Origin of the sequence: Vibrio paracholerae (assembly GCF_037672085.1) — a bacterium.
GTDB lineage: Bacteria > Pseudomonadota > Gammaproteobacteria > Enterobacterales > Vibrionaceae > Vibrio > Vibrio cholerae.
In genome coordinates this window covers 49,290-69,700 of sequence record NZ_JBBHLM010000001.1, presented here as the reverse complement: position 1 = coordinate 69,700, position 20,411 = coordinate 49,290, and the positions used below count along the sequence as shown (strand labels likewise).

Here is a 20,411-nt window from a genome sequence, read left to right as displayed (position 1 = left end):
ATTCAACGAGAGTAAGTATAGTTTGTTATATTGAAAGCGATAAACTCGATAAAATGATGTACATTGTATCTGTATAGTTTGCAAATGAGAGCATTTATGGATCGCCTAACTGCCATGCGCAGCTTTATTGAAGTCGCCAATACCGCCAGTTTTACCCAAGCAGCGGATAACCTAAACCTCAGCCGTTTACAGGTATCGCGCCATGTTCAAGAGATTGAGGATTGGCTTAAGCAGCGCTTGCTGCATCGCACGACACGCCGAGTCAGCCTCACCGCAGCGGGTGAGGAGGCACTACAACGCTGTGAGCAAATTCTCCATCAGACCATGGAGCTGGAAATGCGCGCACTGGAGCAGTCAGGAGCATTACGCGGCAGCATTCGAATTTCTGCACCGATAGGTCTCACGCAAAACATGCTGCTGGATGCGGTACAGGCCTTTACCGACCTGCATCCACAAGTTCATTTTGATGTGCTTGCCTCCGATCGTTTTTCACAATTGGTCGATGAACGTGTCGATATCGCGCTGCGCTTTACGCAGCAGCCCGATGAAAATTTGATTGCGCGCCGCTTGCTTGAAGTCGGCATGGTGGTGTGTGCCACTGAGGAATATCTGGCACAACATGCACCTATCGAATTGCCACAAGATTTGGCACACCATAACTGCTTAGTGCATATCAGTGGCAATAAATGGGATTTCGTAAAAAATAACGGGCAGTTTAGCGTTTTGGTCAATGGTAATATTCGCGCCAATGATATGGGTACCTTATGCCGCGCCGCATTAAATCATAAAGGAATCATTCGTCTCCCCTGTGATTTGGCCAATCCGCTGTTGCGAGCTGGACAACTGCAAGCGTTACTGCCGGACTATTATCTGCCAAGCAGTTCAATCTGGGCAGTGTATCTGTCGCGCAGTTACCAGACACCTTTGGTCAGACAGTTTATTGATTTTCTCGCCGAGCGTTGGCAACAAAACCTGCTGTGGCCGTAAAAAAGCCCCAACGCAAACGTTGGGGCCATAACCAAACAGGAAACAGCATCACTATAGCCTTCCTACTTGAAGCTGCAGCGGTGTTGGCTACGTTCGTTCACCCCAATCACAGCGTTTATCTATGCTCATGGGGATGAACTCACTTGCCGCCTACCTGCAACTCCAAGTAGTTTGGATATAAAAGTGGCTAATAACGAAATTTTCCGACACGCTGATTTAAACTTTTTGCCTCTAGTGACAGCTCGCCAACAATCTCATCCACATCAGCCACTTGCTGAGCCACCTTTTTAGAAGCATCAGATATCGACGTCATATTACTATTGATCTCTTCAGTGACTTCTCGCTGCTCATCGGTTGCGGTAGCGATTTGTGTATTCATATCATTAAGTTGATCTATCATGGCAACGATTTGTTTAATCATGTCGGTGTTGCTACTGCACGAGGAGACCCCGCGCTCAACGGTTTCACTGGCGGTTTGAATTGAGCCAACCACGGCTTGCGTCTCCGTTTGTAAGCGTTCAATTTTCTGCCTAATTTCGTCCGTCGAGGCGTGCGTTTTCGACGCTAGATTGCGCACCTCATCAGCGACAACCGCAAAACCTCGCCCTTGATCGCCCGCACGTGCAGCTTCAATCGCTGCATTGAGTGCCAGTAGGTTGGTTTGCTCAGCAATCGCCTGAATAACATCCAATACGGATGCAATAGATTGGCTCTCATGGTTGAGTCGGCCAATCGCTTGCACTGCTGAATCCATCTGCTCGTGGATCACGCTCATATCTCGTACTAGATTATTACCCACCACCACACCATTTTGCCCTTGTTGATTGGCCTCATGTACGAACTCAGCTGCACGTAGCGCAAACTGAGACACTTCGGCAATTGAAGCACTCATTTGATTCACAGCCGTCACTACAGATTCAGTACGCTGAGTCTGATCCAGCACAGAATGTGTTGCACTCTTGGTGGTTTGTACGATAGAGGTGGTGTCGCTGTTAAGCTTATCCGCTGCACTCGCGAACTGCTGGATCGTTTCTTGTAAAGAGCCCAATAACCGATTGAGTGCTGCGGCTAACGCTTTCACTTCATTACTACCATTCTCTTCTAAACGCAGGGTTAAATTATTCGTCTCACAAATATTTCCAACCATAAACATCGAACGCAAAATTGGCCGCGCGATATTATTCCCGAGAATAAAAGCCACTGCCGCAGCAACAATAGCAGCAACCACAATCGCTATTCCCGCTATCCACATCACATTCTTTTGTAAATCAGCAATATCGGCTAGAGCTTCTTGTGCATGCATTTCCGTGACCAATACCCAGCGTAGCCCTAATGCTTCGATCGGGGTAAAGGCCGTTAACATATCAACCCCCAAGGCGTTAACTTCATGTAACACACCCTGCTCACCGCCTAATCCCTTATCTATCGCTTGGTGGCGAATAGGTAAAATACCTATCGCTGACGACTTACTGCGTACTTGGCCAATAATGTCGCCACCCAACCCCATCACACTTAAGGTGTTTACAAATGCGGAGGAATTTTCAAGTAACTGGCGGGGTTGACTACGGATTAAACCGTCACTCCCTACTAGATAACTCTCTCCTGTGCGCCCTAAGCCATTAGCTCCCCACTGCTGATCAAACGTCATAATCTGATTGATTTCGTCGACTGGCATTTGAAACACTAACACTCCAATCCGCTGACCATGTTCAAAAATTGGAGTGGAAATAAAAGAGGCAGCGGCTTCATAAGAAGGATAATAAGGTGCGAAATCATCAAGATAATAATGATTTTCTGCTAATGTTTTGGCCCCGCTATAGGCTCGAGCTAATCCCGTATCACGATAGGAGCCTGTTTGTAAATTAGTCGCAAAATCAAGCTCTTTGAATACGCTGTAAACCATGTTCCCAGCGTTATCAATTAGAAATATGTCATACAAACCAAACTGCTCTAAGTATTTTCTTATACTGGGATGATACTTCTTATGTAATCCATCATAATGCAAAGCTAGCTCATCCCCCAACCAGGCATCTTTAGAGCCAAGTGGATGAGGATTTTCCGCTATGTAGCGTGCCTGTAGAGCTTTGGCAGTGGGTGATAGTTGTTGAAAATGTCGGTTGACCGCAGCATCACGACCATCGTTCAATTTTTGGTAGTTTTGACCAAAATCGGCAAGATAGTAGGTTTGTAATTTCTCGATAGAAGCATTCGTTACCTGCTCTAGAGGATACTGATCATAAGCATGAGTAAACTCACGCATAGCATCAATGGTTGAAACCATATTAGCCATGGTGAGCAATTGGCCAGAAATCTGGTTAAGATAACGCTCTATCTCACTCTTTTTAGCTTGGCGTACAGAGACTAATTGTTCGCTAGCACGATTATATAACGCTTGCTCAGAAAGAGTTGAGGCACTCCAGCCAATCCACTGACCCGCGGCAACAACAGCAATAGTGGCCACTAACGTCATGGAGAGTACAATTCGATTTGCAATTTTCATAAGCGTTTCCCGAGACTTTTCGCCTCTTGATATATACCTTCCTATTGGAAGCAGTAGTAGTGCTAACTCAGTATGTTTACCCCAATCTATGTTGACGGGAATGAACTCACTAGCTGCCTATCTGTAGCTCCCAGTAGCTTTGTTATAGACTTATCATGCCAACCGACGATGGTTTTATTGATATGAAATCATCTTAGTTAGTCTAGGGTGGAGATTGTGATTGTGCAAAAATCTGATCAGTCAAAATGAATATACTCAAACAACTTGGAGTTGCAGGTAGACGGCAAGAGAATGAGTCCCAATGAGCATAGATAGACGATGTGATTGAGGTGAACGAACGTAGCCAACACCCCTGCAGCTTCAAGTAGGAAGGGTATATCAATGATTTACAGTGTAAAAAACATCAAATACTGAATTATGCTCACTCCCCAGAAAGTACTGGTCAAGTCGAACCTGCTTAGCGACAATACCACACTTTGAATGACAACGAATGAGAAATACCATGCGCAGTTTTATCCTTCGAGCTCGCTCCGCACCGACCGATAGCCAACGCCTACTGGACGAAATTGGTGGCAAATGCCATACCGAAATTTTGGCGCACTGCATGATGAACAGCCTGTTTACCGCGCAGTCGCATCGTGAAGATGTGGTGATTCATCTGGTATTGGAAAGCACGCGCGATTATTCACGCACCATCACCGTCGAAGCGAATGAAATCAGTGATGTGGGCGGATTCCATGAAGCGGCGTTGATTGCTCTATTGGTGAAAGCGCTGGATGCCTCAGTTGGCATGGGCAAAGAACAAACGTGTGTGGTTCAACCGGGCTTAACCGTGCGTACTATCAGTTTTGAAGCACTACTCGGTGAGCTGGCAGAGCATCATTCGCTGTACATGATGGATAAAAAAGGCGATTCCATTCGTGATATTAAGATTGGCCCGAACCCGTGTTTTATTCTGACCGACCATATCCCAATGCCGAAAAAGAGTGGTAACTCGATGAAACGTCTTGGGGTAGAAAAAATCAGCCTTGGTCCCAAAATGCTGTTTGCTTCACAGTGTGTCACCCTCATCCATAACGAGATTGATCACCAAGAAGCAGGGTGGTAATTCCAACCTTCATCAATCATTAACAGCCCTGATGAATCTGTTCGTCAGGGCTGTTTGTTCTTCGCTTAAGCCAGTTTTAAATCAAACTGAATGCGGTATTGCACCATATCTTCAATGGTCAATACGGGCATATTGTGCAGTTTGCCAAACTCGATGATTTCTGGCGTTTTTGCCATGCTACCATCTGGGTTGGTCAGTTCACACAACACACCGGCTGGCTGTAAGCCTGCCATCTGCATCAAATCGACCGTACCTTCAGTATGGCCACGGCGCGCCAATACCCCGCCCGCACGAGCACGCAGTGGGAATACATGGCCGGGACGCGCCAAATCTTCTGGCTTTGCTTGTGGGTTGGCGGCGGTTTTGATGGTGGTGACGCGATCTTGCGCCGAAACCCCTGTAGTTACGCCATGTTTGGCTTCAATCGATACCGTAAACGCCGTTTGGTTCGCACTGTTGTTGTTGACCACCATAGGCGGCAGGGCTAAGCGATCGGCTTGCGCTTCAGTCAGACACAAACAGACGATGCCGCTGCATTCACGGATCATCAATGCCATTTGCGCCGTAGTAAGAGATTCTACTGCGTAGATAATATCGCCTTCGTTTTCGCGATCTTCATCATCAAGCAGCAGCACACCACGCCCTTCACGTAAGGCTTGCAGTGCGTTTTCTACACGAGTAATGGGGTCGCCGAATTCGGCAAGTAATGAGGACTGATTCATGGTAATACTCCAAAAAATGACCAGAATCAGGGCTTATGAGGGATCAAAATCCAAAACGAAAAGCACTGAAAACCGAAAGATGTAGCAAAGCCGCACCTTAAGATTCAGTGTGTTTGTCATTCTCTCTCATCCGGACTGTAACCGTCGGCTCTGGCTTCTCACCAGATCTGCTGACCTCGACGAATCGAGCGCTCGTGGGCTCGCCTTGCGGCATACCACCGGTGGGGAATTTCGCCCCGCCCTGAGAATATTGTTGTGTTTCAGACGATTCTGAAACGCCGCCTAGTGTAGTCAGTTCAACAGGCGCTGAAAAGCGTTACGGACAAACTTGTTTTGAATATCACCGCTTTTGAGCAAAAAAAGTCGATAAAAAAGAACATCAGAGAGAAAACAGCGCGGATAGAAAAACAGCGCAGACTTGCTGCGCTGTTGACCTGATAGCTTAAGCTTTAAACCCGATCAGGCGTGTTTCATGGGTGTATTGAGCTGTGAGCGAGAGATCGCACCGTACAGCACCCAACCAAAGAAAGTCGCAATCGAACCAAGCATAACCGCGGTTTCACCGGAACTGTACAGCGCGTAGAAGCTGTACATGGCACCAATAAAGGCCATCACGTTGGCCACTTTCGCTTGGCTCACCGGTACATTGAGCTGCTTTTGCATCACGCCTAGCGCAGCCATAGAGAGGATGTACGGAATGATGTTGGTCACAACCGCCAAATTAACTAGCGCCTCAAACTGCTTATTGAGTGATGGGCTGATGGTCATCAAACTCAACACAGTTTGAATCGAGACGATGGTCAACATACCTAGCACAGGGGCATCGGCTTTGGTCACTTTAGAGAACAATTTAGGGAAGAAACCTTCATCGGCCGAGGCTTTAAACACTTGCGCAATGGTAAATTGCCAGCCAAGCAGTGAACCGGTACAAGACACAATCGCACACGCCATGACAATCGCGCCCATGGTTGGGTTGAACATCTGCGCGAAAGCCAGACCAAAGGGTGCGTTCGAGTTAGCCAGATCCGCGTTTGGCACAATCCCAGCAATCACGTTGGTTGAGATGATGTAAATCACCGCAGCCCCCAAGGTGCCGCCCATGACCGCAATCGGTACGTTTTTCTCTGGGTTTTCCACCGCATCGGCGTTAGCACACGCAGATTCTAAACCCAAGAATGCCCACAACGTCATTGCAATTGAGCCGCCGAGCGCTTGGAAGAATGGCAAGCCATGTGGGTTCCATGCTGCGCGATACAAGTCAAAATCAAACCAGTACCAACCGATGATGGATACCCCAATCACCGGAATGATGATGCCCCAAACGGTAACACTGGAGACTTGGCCAGTAATGCGTGCACCACCAAAGTTGGCCACGGTGGCGACCCACAATACCAAAATAGTCGCAATACAGGTTTCAATCGGCGTGAGATGGAAGCCAAACAGCACATCGGCATAGCCGACAGCGGAAATGGCAATCGCCACGTTGGCAATTAACAAGGAAACCGCGTAAGTATAGTTGGCCATAAAATTGCCGCTGCGGCCAAACGCGTATTCGGCGTAACCGCCCATACCACCGGATTTTTTACTGAACATACCGCATTTTGCAAAGGCAAACGCCAAGGCAGTTGAACCTGCGGCAGTGACTAACCAAGATAAGATAGAAATCGTGCCGACTTGGGCAAGCTGAGTCGGGAGCATAATGATGCCCGACCCCATCATGTTAACGATAGTCAGAATGGTGAGTTGCACTACACCAATTTTGTTATTGGATTTACTCATGATATTCCCCTTCTATGGGTCTTTTCGTGTTGTCATCGGGGCAGAAACATCTGCCCCGATGCCCCGATTAACGTTTCAGTACATAGCCCATGGCCTGTACTCGTCCCTCGCCTGTCGGCTCCAGATACACCCCTTGCAATTCAGGCGCAAAACCCGGCAGCAAGTTAATGCCTTCTTCTAGAGCGAGGAAGTAACGCTGTACTGAACCGCCCCATATTTCTCCCGGAACCACACACAACACACCCGGAGGGTAAGGCAGTGCGCCTTCAGCGGCGATACGACCTTCCACTTCACGCAGTGGGACTAGCTCAACTTGACCACGTACAAAGGCCAAGTTCGCTTCTTGTGGGTTCATCACCGCACGTGGGAAGTAACGCGCGCGGAACATCTCTTTTTGCAGCTGTTTCACATCATGGCTGACATACAGATCGTGCATTTCCTGACACAACTGACGGATGGTGTAGCCTTTGTAACGTTCACGATTCGCACGGTACACGTTCGGCAATACTTCGCTCAGTGGTGCATCTTCTTCAATTAAGCGTTCAAAACGAGCAATTTGCGCCACTAAATGCTGCATCTTCGCCATATCTTCGGCTGGGGTGAGCAAAAAGAGGATCGAGTTCAAATCGCACTTCTCTGGGATGATGTTGTTCTCACGCAGGAAGTTGGCCAGTATGGTCGCTGGAATACCAAAGTGCTCGTATTCGCAGGTTTCTGGGTCAATCCCCGGTGTAGTCAGCAGGAACTTACAAGGGTCAACGAAATACTGACCATGTTCGTAACCTTCAAACGCATGCCATTTCTGACCCGGCTCAAATTCAAAGAAACGCAAATCATCGGCAATTTGCTCGGTAGGGTGAGACTGCCAAGGTTTACCTTCGATCATCGGTGGAATAAACGGCTTGATGTATTTACATTTTTTCATCAGAAGCTTACGGGCTTCGATACCAGTTTTCACCGCTTCACGCCATAGGTAGCGGCCACTGTCCCCTTCGTGCATCTTGGCGTTCACATCAAGCGCCGCAAACAGCGGGTAGAATGGGCTGGTTGAGGCGTGCAGCATAAAGGCGTTGTTAAACCGTTTATGGTTGCAGTAACGCTCTTGGCCTTTGATATGGTGATCTTTCTTGTGGATTTGCGAAGTTTGTGAGAAACCCGCCTGCTGTTTATGCACGGACTGAGTGACGATGATGCCCGGATCTTCAGGCTTTAGATCGAGCAGCAGTGGTGAGCAGTCTTTCATCATTGGGATGAACTGTTCATAGCCGACCCACGCTGAGTCAAACAGGATGTAGTCACACAGATGACCGATGCGATCTACTACCTGACGCGCGTTGTAAATCGTGCCGTCGTAAGTACCGAGCTGAATGATGGCAAGACGGAATGGGCGTTTCGCGTCCGCGCGGCTTGGGTCGACATTACGTACTGCATCACGCAGGTAAGACTCGTTAAAGCAGTGCGCATCAATCCCGCCGATAAAACCAAATGGGTTACGCGCCGTTTCTAAGTAAACCGGAGTGGCACCCGCTTGAATTAACGCACCGTGGTGGTTGGATTTATGGTTGTTGCGGTCAAACAGCACCAGATCTCCCGGTGTCAGCAGTGCGTTACACACCACTTTGTTGGAAGCTGAAGTCCCGTTAAGTACGAAGTAGGTTTTATCCGCGTTGTACACTTTCGCAGCATAAGCCTGCGCATCATGTGGGGCGCCTTCATGGATCAGCAAGTCACCCAAACGCACGTCCGCGTTACACATATCCGAGCGGAACAAGGTTTCACCAAAGAAATCAAAAAACTGGCGACCAACCGGATGCTTACGGAAGAACTGACCACCTTGATGGCCTGGGCAAGCAAAAGTGGAGTTCCCCATGTCTACGTATTTTTTCAATGTACCAAAGAAAGGTGGCAACAAACTTTCTTGATAACGACGTACGGCAGTTTCCACTTGCTTACCGTAGAACTCGACTTTGGCATCACACAGCTCAAATACCCCGGTGATATCGGCGCAAAAATCATCTGGGAATTGGTCTTCGCAGCACACAGCAACAAAGATCGGCAGTTTCAAACCGGTCGCATTCATTTTATCTATGATGCCGTTTTGTACGTCTTCGACGGAAACCACCGCCGCACCAATGTCACAGAAGTCGGTTTTCAGTACATCCACCACTTCACGTTGGGTTGTGAAGCAAGAGCGAACCGATAAACTCGTAGCAATTTTTAATGAATTCATATTTAGCCTTTCTTATTTTTTTGATTAAACGAATTCCAAGCCAAATTATTTTTAGCGTGCAGGAAATCGCTCAGCAAAATAAATATTGCCGTCACAAAGGCTGAGATAGAAATAATGGAGAGCCCCAGCCTAAGAACGGGTGAATATTCTTTTGCTTAATAATGATTTTTCTTGGGCATACCTAGAGATTCACTCAGTTACGGTAGGAGCAGGCAAAACCAACATGATTTCACATCACGCCAAAGGGCGTAAAAAATCCATGAATATGCCTTAATACCTCAACATGAGGAAAGCAGGTATAGGACGAACCTTTAGCTGACAAGCAGCCTAAAGCTCGTTACAGATGAGATGTCGATTGGGTAAAGAAAGAGTAGTCAAAGTAGTCACGGTGAGACGGCATCATGATGTGCCGAGTCCTGCGAATGTGTGCCATGATTTTTGATTTCTTTTTCATATACAACTCCGTTACAAATAATCAAGAAACCAGTTTACGTCGTTTTGCTTAGAAAGCAGGCGCATTTTATACCCCACGGAAAAATTAAAATTTGACCATTATCACACCTTAATACGCATAGATATATATTTTAGATTTATTTACCAACAAGAATAGGTATTACCATATATATCCTAGGAATTGAGCAAAACTATAAGAAAATAATATAGCGGAGAACAAAATAAACAGAACAACGCACTACCAAACACTCGTAATCCAACCGGATAAAATGCAACATTAACAACAAATGCCACATATTTAATGACATTCAATAACACTGCTGTTTTTCAATTTGACGTGAGATCCTGCTATCCATCATCACTGGAACTGTACAACATTCGTATCACCCCAAAATGCGTGTAATCTAAGGAAACCAATATTTGGCACTTGCTCACCTAGCAAAAATTGCCGCACAATGCAGCAACTGATTGCATTTCAAGTCGCATCGGCATGTACCCAAATGACTTGACATTGCCGCCAACACGGCTGCAGCCTCAGGTAGTAATGAGATAAATATAGGGAAAAGAAGAACGAGTTCCTTTCTTTCATGTTAGGACTCAACACCCACTCGCTAGGACACACAATAGCTTATGGATAAGCATCGGATTTTTGAATTAGCCAACCAACTTAGGTGCGCAGAAAACTCAGCATCGATACACCATTGGTTCGATGAGCTTAAAAAAGATATTTCATTTGAATTCAGCATATTAGGTACATTTGGAGAGTATTCGTCTCTAGAACCACTCTGCTATGGATTCTCTCCAACCCATTTTTCAGCTTGCTTTGGCCATAAAAGATCAGAAACCGATCCTTTCGTCGCGGCAGTACTGCAATCTGGACGAGGAATAATGGCTTTTATGGATCCCTATAATCATCCCGATTACGGCAAAAGATTACTTCTCGCTGGCCAACATGGCGAAAAGAAAGCGATTTTTCTGACTTCCTTTGGCAATAGGCACCCATCCAGTGATGAAATCGATACGCTCTATTTACTCACGCCCCATTTGTATAGTGCGTCAGACGCTATCGCACACCAATCACAGCAGTTGCATCTACCTCCGCCGCTCAATCCATTAACCGATCGAGAATGCGAACTGCTGCCATGGTTAAAGCTAGGAAAAAGTAACTGGGAAATCAGCCGACTATTGAACATCAGTGAACGCACAGTGAAGTACCACCTGCAAAACATTTATCGGAAACTGGAAACGCATAATCGTACCCATGCGATTGCGAAAGCGATTGAACTCGGTTGGTACAAAGAATAAAGAACAAAACGGATCTACCCAAACCAATTGGCGTTGCAGCCCTAAGCGGGAAGGGTATAGGCTTAGGAATTCCTAAGCCTATCAAAAAGATACATTGCTAAAACGAGGCAGTCTGGGCTTGCTGTCTCAGCACTTTCTTCGATTGTCCTGTGACTTTGAGTAATGCAGGAACCAACAAGAGATCCAAGATAAGTGCAATCATTATTGTAATAGCCGTCATCAAGCCCATATCGGCGTTCATCTTAAAGCTGCTGCTTGCCAGCACCAAGAAACCAGCGCTGAGCACCAAAGTGGTACCGATAATGGCGACACCTGTTTCTCTGACAGCAGTCACAATCGCCTCATTTTCTGATTGCCCTTCTTTACGCACAGTATGGAAACGATAGAGCAAATGGATAGTGTCATCGACCACAATACCTAATGTCATACTCGCAATGACCGACAAACTAAGCCCAACTTCGCCCACCAGAATGCCCCATAGACCAAATGCGATGGAAGCAGGTAGCACGTTAGGTAACAGACTAATTAAGCCTAAACGTACCGAACGCAGCACAAGGCCAATGAGCAATGAAATCACCAGCAAAGCTCCCGCGGATGCCGTTAACATACTGACGTTATTGCGATAACCAATATGAGCAAACATGATGTCGGCACTTACTCCAGGGCTTACGCTCGATTCAGGAAATAGAGCTAACAATTGCTGACGTAAGTTTGCTTCAAGGCTAACCAAATCGTTAGAAGACATCTTCTTCGCCGTCACAACCACCCGCAGCTCTTGTTTATCCAGTGCAACTTGATTGCTGAGGGTTAAGCCATAAGGCAGAGACATGTCATAAAGCAGCAAGGTTTGCGCAGACAAATCGGGATCCGTTGGCAATTGGTAGAAAGCCGGATCATCGTTATGCAAGCTGCTGTTCAAACGCTTCATGATGTCAGTGAGTGACTGCACATGATAAACACCCTGTGTTTCACGCGCGGTTGCCACAAAGCGATCTAGCTTGTTCAGGAAATCGGGCGATGTCACCAACTCTCCTTTTTCTGGTCTGATCGCGTATTGAATGCTCGCTACACCAGTGAGATTCGCATAGGTAAAATCATTCGCTTGACGCACCGCATAAGAGTGATCGAAATACTCAAATAGCGTGTCATCAATGTCGTTGCGAACCATATTCACGGCTACAACGAGACTGCACACCACAACAACCGCGATTTTCAACCCCGGTTTGACCATTGACCACTGAGCAATACGCTCTAATGGTTTTGCTAAACCTTGTGGGTTTGAAACGGGCAGTGGTTTCACTTTACGCTGACGGCCTACCGGCAGCACAGCAAGCAATGCGGGCACCAAGAATAAGGTCAACAGCATGGCAGCGATCACGCCCATCGCCGTGATATTACCCAGATCGTTAAACGGTGGAGAATCACTGAAGTTCATCGACAGGAAGCCCACCGCGGTGGTCAAGCTAGTCAAAATGATCGGTAAGCGGTGTTTACGCATGGAGTACTGAAGCGCGTCATTTTTCACCAGCCCATTTTGAATCCCTTGTCGGTATCCTTGTAGGAAATGGATACAATCCGCTACCGCCATCGTTAAGATGATCAAAGGAGCAGAAGCCGATGGCGAGGTAATGGCCATACCAAGCCATCCTGCCGATCCTAACGCGATAAAGATGGATGAGACGATCGTGAGAGTCATCACGACTGAGCTCCAGACACTACGCAAGTAAATGCCCGTTCCAACAATGATCAGCAGTAACGCCGCGGGAACCAAACTCCCCATATCACGTTGGGCGGCCTCACCAAACGCATCGTTCTGCATCACTTGCCCAGTCAAGTAGAAAGAAAGGTTTGGATAGCGTGCTTGTATCTCTTGCTTCTTGTCTTGCCAAAATTGAGCAATTTCACGTACTTCTTCAGATTGCCCTTCTGTGGTCAAACTGACGAGTACATTGATCGCTGTCGAGTGTGCATTCTGAGCCAAGTAGCGGTTCACTAACTCCGGTTGCTTTAACGCATACGCTTTCTTCTCTTGTAAGCCTTGAGGCTGATTCAAGTTGGCTTGAGTGATGAAGTCTTCAACGATCAGATCATCATTTTTCGCATAGGTGTACTGATAATTGCTTATCGAATCCACACGATAGGAGTGCGGGGTTTGCCATGCGTAATCGGTCAGTTCCAATACCGCTTGCAATACCTCCGGCTGAAATACATCACCCACTTTTGGGTGTACAACAATCAGCACGCTGTCATTGCTGTTGTATTTATTTTCAATTGCTTCGAAAGCCACTAAATCTGGATTGTCCTTACTAAAAAAGACTTTGTAATCATTATTTAGGCTGAGTTTGCCTAACCCCATAAAAGCAATAACCATAACAGCAAGCCACGCCATTATAACTAGCCAAGCTCTGGGCGTTGTCCATTTTTCCATGGTGAATTATTTCCTATATATTATTTAAGCTTTTTGTGGAGACAAAATAGAAAGTCGGTAATTTTCTATCGCAATCGCTTCTGTTTTCACTTTCTTTACTGCCATTTCTATTGCTTCATCAACATCAACATAGATTGGCAAATTAAAATGCTCAGCAATCGTAATTAATCGGTTTCGAAGATCCCCACCTACTGTGATATAGGGAATATTCAGTTCTTTAACTGTTGATAAAAGAAGATCATTCGAAAGTTGTCTAAATCTTTCTGATACAGGTCGATGGCCATCAGCTACCAGATCAAATTCAATGGGTAAATGGACAAATTTTGTATACGTCTTCTTAGCATGACGTTTAGCGACATTTCCAAATGCATCAATATAACCACGATGAACAGATAAATAAGGTTTCCCCATTAAACGTTTTATAGCCAACACTAAATCACTGTCGTTAGGGTTAATTCCTGTTTCAAGGCGTGCAGCCCCATAAACCCATTCGTGTAAACATGAGCCATCTGAGAAAAATTTGTCACCACACCGCTCTTCATTGACAACTCGTTCACTTAAACGGCTTAAACCTAAATTAAGCAACTCAGCAGGGTTACACTGCTCTAGCGTTTTTCCAGGTACAGCATCAGGAAGGATCTCACGCATTGTTCTTGCCTGAGTACGTGGTACTTGAGTAGCGATAGAAAGCGCTTCGGTTAATGTTGTCTTTCCTGTGGAATAGGTTCCTGATATGGCAATTTTCACGCTACTTCTCCTTGTGGCATCTGTGGTAATTGGTGGCAAAGCTTGGCTGTTAAGTTGAACTCAGGGTGTCCCGCAACAGAGCCGGATACCGTGGATAAACGCCATGATTGGCCATTCTTGCTGACTAAAGCATTCTTTAAACTTCTCAATGTAAGTATGTGCTTACGACGAGGGATAATGGGATATGGTGTAGATACAGAAACTGAGCGCATCCAAAGGTTGTGAGTATTACTACGATCCAAGTTATCCAGTCGGTACATGATGAGCTGAGCTAATTGAGCAAAACAGGTAAGCCAATCCACCATCATTAATGCATTAGGGTATTGCCCCATAGCACCAACAGATTGTTTTTCAGGGCATTGGAAAACTAATTCACTGGAAACCGCACAGACGGAGTCGCTAAATGTGCTATTTTCCAATTGACAGCGTCTAAGACGGAAATCATCGCTAAAATATTCATCATTATCTTCTGAAGATAATTCACAAAGATTCAACTTCCCGATAGAATGATCAATGATGACTTCAACTTCCATACTATCTAATGTTGTTTTTACACGACTGAGCATACCAAACATACTGTCTATAGATGGTTCAGAATTAATCAAAGTAGCATTCACAATGACGGAGTCTAAATTTTCCAAAGCTTCTGCTCCTGCTTTTATGGATATATTTCTAATCCATGACTGTGCCATTTGATCTTTAGAAAGATGGAAGCTTCTATTAATAAGACCATAAGAGATTTGGCCTGCAATTAAAAATGCATCGATCGTACTCAAATGCGGCTTTCGTTCTTTGGTTTTTTTCTTAGACCAATCATTTCTATAAGAAACGCCAATTAATCCCTGAGCGTGTTTTTCTTGATAATGAATGCTACATTGATACTGAGTGCGCTTATAACCCTCACCAAAATAACGCTGTTCAGCAGGGCCAAGAATATCATCAATCGTTGCAATGATTTCTTTTCCTTGGCTTCTCAGATTAACCAATTCTAATTCCATAATATAAAAACTCCTTACGTAACAATTTGTGTATTGGAGTTTTTATGCTACCTATTGCCCTTCTATTTTTACCCTGTCCACCCAGATCTTAAACCTGTCCACTTGGACAGGTTCCACTTTCTCCGAACTCCGGTACTTTGCTGGCGAGATTGGGATTTTTATAAGGAAATGAAGATGAGAATGTGGTCAGCCGTGTTGCTAGCACTTTCCAGTAGTGTGATGGCACAACAAACTCTGTCAGGGTTAGATATCGCAACGGAAATGGTCAATAGAGATAGTGGCTATCTCTCTTATACTGCTGATGTTCAAATGAAAATCAGTGCATCGAATGGTGATACCGTGACGCGCCAATTGATGATCAAAGGGATTGAACAAGAGAACGATGGCGACAAAATCGTGACCTATTTTCAAGCACCTTTGGACATTGCGGGAACCGCGTTACTCACGTTCAGCCACGCGATTGAGGCGGATGATCAATGGCTCTACCTGCCTTCGGTCAAACGGGTTAAACGCATTTCATCCAATAACCGTTCAGGTCCATTTATGGGCAGTGAATTCGCTTATGAAGACATGAGTTCTTGGGAACTGGATAAATATCGTTACGAGCTAATTGAGGAAAAGACGGAAAACGGCCAGCAATTCTGGCTATTGGCGTGCTACCCACAATATGAAAACTCTGGCTATTCCAAACTGGTCGCCTGGATCGACCAATCCATCTACCAACCCAGAAAGATTGAGTATTACGACCGTAAAGGCAGCTTATTTAAGCAGCTCTCTTTAACGGAGTATCAGCAGTTTAACCAGCGTTACTGGCGACCCAAATTCGCGCAAATGGACAATCTGCAAAACCAGCGCAGCTCAACACTGATTTGGCAAAACATGCAGCTGGGTGTTGACGTTCCCGCTTCTTATTTTGAACCGAATCAACTTCGCAATGCATACAGGCATAACTGATGGCGAACAAACTGATTTACGCCCTATTGCCATTATCTTTGTGGGCATCATTCTCCGGAGCCGAGGAGAAAGTTGAAGGGAATATCGGCCTTGCTGCTGACTTTTATCAAGAGTCCTCTCCCAACTCGGTGTGTTGTGATCATTTTGCAGCAACTATGATCCTCGCCCCCAGAATGTCTTGGTGGAATGAACAAGGATGGGCAGTCAACTTCACCCCTTATATGGAATACGAAGCACCATCCGAACAAGGGTTCATCAATTTGCGGGAAGCAAACCTGACTTATGCTGCGGAAAGCACCGAGTGGCTAATTGGCTATGGATTGGTGTATTGGGGCGTTACGGAAGTCTACCAACCCGTCAATATTGTGAATCAGTATGATGGGCGCATCGCATTGGGTTACGAGGAAAAAATGGGGCAACCAATGCTGCAAATGCGCTGGTTGCCAGAGTGGGGAGAAACGCAGTTTCTTATACTGCCATTTCACCAAACCAGAACGTGGCGTGAACCCAATCAAAGGCGAGCTTTAACTAAACCCGTAAGCAGCGATGCACTTTATCTTGATGGCGAACAACCACTCGATTTGGCGAGCCGTGTGAGTTTCTGGCAGGATGAATTGGATATTGCCTTGAGCGCTTTCTATGGCAATAGTCGTGAGCCCTTGCTGATAGAAACAGCGAGTGAATGGCAACAAAGTTACGCCAAAATTTTTCAGTTCGGCACTGAGCTGCAATGGACAAAGGATGATCTTTTAGTCAAAGGGGAAGGAACACTGAAATCGGGAGAAGGCAGTACCTACGGAACGCTCGTCGCTGGCTTTGAATATTCCCTGTATGGTTTTAGTTTTTCTCAAGGGCAATTGGGACTGATTGCGGAATACACTTGGGATAACCGAGATACTTCTGCCCCGGCAACCATTTATGACAATGACCTATTTTTAGGGCTACGTTGGCAAGCCAACGATGTGAGTGATACCGAACTGTTGCTCTCCGGTCTGTTTGATTTAGATGATGCTTCGCAGATTTATAAACTCACTGCCTCCGGTCGGATTAACCATCACTGGCGCTGGGTGGCTGAGAGTTACTATTTATCTGCCATGGCCAATAATGAGCCGATTGCTTACCTGAGCAGTGAAAGTTATCTCTCTATTAATGCTGAATTCTACTTTTAACCTATACCCTTCCTACTTGAAGCTGTAGGTTGGGTATACATCTTGGGTTTAATGATCGGGAATTGAAAAACCTTCAAGCCGAATTGAAACTCGGCTTGAAGTAACTATTAATCATCGTGAATTAACGTAAGAAAAACCGTGTTAGCAGACGCTGCACGGATTTACGATAAGTCAGCAGCCAACCACTGCGTGGCAACCACGCGGCTGAACGCAGCACCGTCTTACTGTGCGAAAAAGTCTTAAAGCCTTCGATTCCGTGGTAATGCCCCTGCCCTGATTCACCAATGCCGCCAAATGGCGCATCATCCGCCGCAACATGCATTAAGGTATCGTTCACACACGCACCCCCACTGTGGGTACGCTGCAAAATATGATTAGCCAGATGGCTCTCTTTGGTCATCACGTACAGCGCCAATGGCCGTGGGCCTTGATTGACTCGCTCAATCGCTTCTTCAATATTGCGATAACCGATCACCGGCAGGATCGGGCCAAAGATCTCTTGTTGCATCACCAGCATGTCATCACTGACTTCGGTTAACAGATGCGGCAGCATCTGCCTTGCTTCGAGTTCTACTGTTTTGCCCACCACAGTATTGAGTTTGGCACCTTTTTGCTGTGCATCATCCAAACAGTGCTGTAATCGGTCAAACTGCGCTTGGTTAATGATTTGTGTCACATCCATACGACCATGACGAATAAAACGGCGCGCAAAGCGCTGCAAATAAAGCTCCACAAAGGTCGCGACTTTCGCTTGCGGCAGCAGCACATAATCCGGTGCAACACAGATCTGCCCTGCATTGGTGGTTTTACCCAGCATGATGTTATCCACGCTGCGCGCGAGATCCGCATCGTCAGCAATGATCACTGGAGATTTGCCCCCCAACTCTAACGTCACAGGTGTTAAATTTTTCGCGGCCGCTTGCGCCACTAACTTGCCCACGGCGGTTGAACCCGTAAACAGCAGATGATCAAATCGCAAGGCACTAAAAGCCGCAGCAACCTTCGCATCACCTTGCACGCAAACCGCGATATCGCCTAACGCGGCAATCACACGCGCTAACACCTGATTGGTGGCAGGTGTGTACTCGCTCAATTTCACCATCACCTGATTCCCCGCAGCAACAGCGGTGATCAGTGGTGCAAGACTAAGCAAAATAGGAAAATTCCAAGGCACCATTACCCCCACCACACCCAAGGGCTGAAATTGCACTTCAACACGCGAAGGCAGCAGCATCCATCCTGCATGTCGCCGCTGCGGCTTCATCCACTTTTTCAGTTGCTTAGCCGTGTAATTGAGATGATTTAACGTTGGCAGTAAATCGCACAGACCGCTATCAAAACGACTACGGAAACCATAATCTTGATTGACTGCGGCAATCAGGGCTTCGTTTTCACGCAATAAAGCCTGTTTGAGCTGGGTTAAACGTTGCAAACGGTGGGTCAAACTCGGATAAGGCGTATTGGCATACTGCCTTTTGAGGCGCGTAAATTCAGCCTGCAAAGCTTCGATTGCTGACGAGATTTCTGGTGACTCAGCACGAGACACCACAGAGAGTTGAACCATAGTAAACTCCGCAGAAATAAAATATACCTAAACTACTTGGAGTTGCAGGTAGGCGGCAAGTGAGTTCATCCCCATGAGCATAGATACACTATGCGATTGAGGTGAACAAACGTAGCCAACACCGCTGCAGCTTCAAGTAGGAAGGGGATAAGCCCCCCTCGGGCGTAGAGTGTATTAACTTGGCAAGCTGTAAATCAGCTCAGGGTTGATACCAAAACTGGTTTTGTGCTCTTCAATCACAAACTCACTACGGGTTTGAATCACGCCGGGTAAAGAGCCCAGCTTGCCCGACATAAACGCTTGATACGCTCTCATGTCTTTGACGCGCACTTTAATCATGGTGTCAAAATCACCAGAGAGCGAGTAACAGGCTTCGATTTCTGGGATATCCGCAACAGCATGAGCAAAACGTTCAAAAATTGAGAAGCTGCTTTGATCAAGCCGAATATGGATAAAGACCTGCACATCCAAGCCTAACTTTCCCGGATCGAGATCCGCGTGGTAACCGCGAATGTACCCCTCTTTTTCTAAACGTTTTACCCGCTCTGAACAGGGCGATGTCGTGAGATTCACCAACTTGGCCAGCTCAACGACTGGTAAACGCCCTTTGGCATGTAAGATCCGCAAAATATCGCGGTCAACTCGATCCAGACTCATACAGCAATATCCTTTGACTGTTTAGACCCGAATACAATACTGATAACCCCCGATCGGCAGAAATAGTGTGCGGCAAGGCGTGATTTACATCACGCAAAAGGGCATCTTACGATCTGTCTTTCATACACAAATCCCTCGATCAAAATCGGGGGATTTTTTTGAACTTAGCTGATTAATCTCGATCTGATCTATTTTGAATATAACCATAAGGTCAGGTACGGTGTTTTCAACAAGTTCAGAGCAATGGGCATCAGAAATATTTTCTCAAGCACAGCTAGGTGATCTTCGCAGAACAAAGCGACTGATTGTGTTAGCCTCTAACCTTTCCGATAAGCTAGGGCAATCTCTCGTGCAATCTTCTACTTCTGCCGCTGATATTGAAGCGGCTTACCGTTTTACTCGCAACAAAGCCATCAATGCCCAAGCCATAGCTGAGTCAGGCTTTCTAGCCACAGCAAAGCGTGTTAACCAATACGATTGTCTGCTCGCTTTAGAAGACACCACTTCTCTTGAATTCAAGCATCAAACCGTACGTGACGAAATGGGACACACAAGTTCGAACAAGCATTCACGTGGCATGCATGCTCATTCAGTATTACTGTTTGCTCCACAGCAGCAACATGTCGTTGGTCTTATTGAGCAAAAACGATGGACACGAGACGTCACTTTATATGGTCAGAACAAGCACCATGCAAGCCGAGCGTGAAGGATGGTTTAAATTGCAAACCATCCTTGAAGGTTATGAGCTAGCAAAGTCTCTTGATCTAGAAATGTGATCAAGAGACAGATCTTACGATGCCCTTGGTTTTC

16 protein-coding genes, 1 pseudogene and 1 riboswitch are annotated in these 20,411 nt (G+C 46.2%); of the genes and pseudogenes, 7 read left to right on the top strand and 10 right to left on the bottom strand.

Annotated elements, in window-relative coordinates:
• Positions 1-96: 96 nt before the first annotated feature.
• Positions 97-987: a LysR family transcriptional regulator gene (locus tag R4537_RS00270; protein WP_071178935.1), complete on the top strand. Its 891-nt coding sequence runs from the start codon at positions 97-99 to the stop codon at positions 985-987.
• Between the two features lie 187 nt (positions 988-1,174).
• Here the strand turns inward: R4537_RS00270 and R4537_RS00265 are convergent, their stop codons facing one another.
• Positions 1,175-3,487, bottom strand: a complete 2,313-nt coding sequence (locus R4537_RS00265; protein ID WP_071178934.1) for a methyl-accepting chemotaxis protein — start codon at positions 3,485-3,487, stop codon at positions 1,175-1,177.
• A 502-nt stretch (positions 3,488-3,989) separates the two neighbouring features.
• Here R4537_RS00265 and trmY point away from each other — a divergent pair.
• Complete coding sequence (gene trmY, locus R4537_RS00260) at positions 3,990-4,595, top strand: tRNA (pseudouridine(54)-N(1))-methyltransferase TrmY (protein WP_071178933.1); 606 nt, start codon at positions 3,990-3,992, stop codon at positions 4,593-4,595.
• Between the two features lie 65 nt (positions 4,596-4,660).
• Here trmY and ribB read toward each other — a convergent pair whose 3' ends face one another.
• Positions 4,661-5,317: a 3,4-dihydroxy-2-butanone-4-phosphate synthase gene (gene ribB / locus R4537_RS00255; RefSeq protein ID WP_001076646.1), complete on the bottom strand. Its 657-nt coding sequence runs from the start codon at positions 5,315-5,317 to the stop codon at positions 4,661-4,663.
• A gap of 114 nt (positions 5,318-5,431) precedes the next feature.
• Positions 5,432-5,570: riboswitch (FMN riboswitch) on the bottom strand.
• Between the two features lie 53 nt (positions 5,571-5,623).
• Between ribB and R4537_RS00250 the strand changes: the two genes are divergently transcribed.
• Entirely contained in the window at positions 5,624-5,755 is a 132-nt protein-coding gene (locus tag R4537_RS00250; RefSeq protein WP_080483435.1) for a histidine kinase, read from the top strand.
• A 21-nt stretch (positions 5,756-5,776) separates the two neighbouring features.
• Here R4537_RS00250 and potE read toward each other — a convergent pair whose 3' ends face one another.
• From potE to speFL, 3 genes are all read right to left on the bottom strand, one after another.
• Positions 5,777-7,096 carry a putrescine-ornithine antiporter gene (gene potE, locus R4537_RS00245; protein WP_000045945.1) on the bottom strand — a complete coding sequence of 440 codons (1,320 nt, stop codon included), beginning with the start codon at positions 7,094-7,096 and terminating at the stop codon, positions 5,777-5,779.
• A gap of 67 nt (positions 7,097-7,163) precedes the next feature.
• The gene (speF, locus tag R4537_RS00240; RefSeq protein ID WP_071178932.1) at positions 7,164-9,326 is read right to left on the bottom strand and encodes an ornithine decarboxylase SpeF; all 2,163 of its coding nucleotides are present in this window, start codon (positions 9,324-9,326) and stop codon (positions 7,164-7,166) included.
• Positions 9,327-9,663: 337 nt separating this feature from the next.
• Complete coding sequence (speFL, locus tag R4537_RS00235; RefSeq protein WP_001893294.1) at positions 9,664-9,780, bottom strand: leader peptide SpeFL; 117 nt, start codon at positions 9,778-9,780, stop codon at positions 9,664-9,666.
• An 896-nt stretch (positions 9,781-10,676) separates the two neighbouring features.
• On the opposite strand from speFL, the gene R4537_RS00230 reads away from it, so the two are divergent.
• Positions 10,677-11,084 (top strand): response regulator transcription factor, encoded by a 408-nt coding sequence (locus R4537_RS00230; RefSeq protein WP_000371598.1) that lies wholly within the window; start codon positions 10,677-10,679, stop codon positions 11,082-11,084.
• A gap of 97 nt (positions 11,085-11,181) precedes the next feature.
• Here R4537_RS00230 and R4537_RS00225 read toward each other — a convergent pair whose 3' ends face one another.
• From R4537_RS00225 to R4537_RS00215, 3 genes are read right to left on the bottom strand one after another with little or no spacing between them, the layout of a single operon-like run.
• A complete protein-coding gene (locus tag R4537_RS00225) occupies positions 11,182-13,512 on the bottom strand; it encodes an efflux RND transporter permease subunit (RefSeq protein WP_071178930.1) in 2,331 nt (776 codons plus the stop codon).
• Positions 13,513-13,536: 24 nt separating this feature from the next.
• Positions 13,537-14,259 carry an ATP/GTP-binding protein gene (locus R4537_RS00220; RefSeq protein WP_000684422.1) on the bottom strand — a complete coding sequence of 241 codons (723 nt, stop codon included), beginning with the start codon at positions 14,257-14,259 and terminating at the stop codon, positions 13,537-13,539.
• Positions 14,256-15,257 (bottom strand): AvrD family protein, encoded by a 1,002-nt coding sequence (locus R4537_RS00215; RefSeq protein ID WP_071178929.1) that lies wholly within the window; start codon positions 15,255-15,257, stop codon positions 14,256-14,258. Before R4537_RS00215 ends, R4537_RS00220 begins: the two co-directional genes overlap by 4 nt.
• 180 nt (positions 15,258-15,437) lie before the next feature.
• Between R4537_RS00215 and R4537_RS00210 the strand changes: the two genes are divergently transcribed.
• Complete coding sequence (locus R4537_RS00210; protein ID WP_000269390.1) at positions 15,438-16,211, top strand: outer membrane lipoprotein-sorting protein; 774 nt, start codon at positions 15,438-15,440, stop codon at positions 16,209-16,211.
• Complete coding sequence (locus R4537_RS00205) at positions 16,211-17,380, top strand: malate transporter (protein ID WP_071178928.1); 1,170 nt, start codon at positions 16,211-16,213, stop codon at positions 17,378-17,380. The genes R4537_RS00210 and R4537_RS00205 overlap by 1 nt, the downstream gene beginning before the upstream one ends.
• Before the next feature lie 121 nt (positions 17,381-17,501).
• On the opposite strand, the gene R4537_RS00200 is transcribed toward R4537_RS00205, so the two are convergent.
• Both R4537_RS00200 and R4537_RS00195 read right to left on the bottom strand, forming a co-directional pair.
• Positions 17,502-18,944: a coniferyl aldehyde dehydrogenase gene (locus R4537_RS00200; protein ID WP_001886581.1), complete on the bottom strand. Its 1,443-nt coding sequence runs from the start codon at positions 18,942-18,944 to the stop codon at positions 17,502-17,504.
• A gap of 174 nt (positions 18,945-19,118) precedes the next feature.
• Positions 19,119-19,601 (bottom strand): Lrp/AsnC family transcriptional regulator, encoded by a 483-nt coding sequence (locus R4537_RS00195; protein WP_071178927.1) that lies wholly within the window; start codon positions 19,599-19,601, stop codon positions 19,119-19,121.
• Between the two features lie 220 nt (positions 19,602-19,821).
• On the opposite strand from R4537_RS00195, the pseudogene R4537_RS00190 reads away from it, so the two are divergent.
• Positions 19,822-20,301 (top strand): annotated as a pseudogene (locus R4537_RS00190) (IS4/Tn5 family transposase DNA-binding protein); the annotation flags it as partial.
• Between the last annotated feature and the right edge of the window lie 110 nt (positions 20,302-20,411).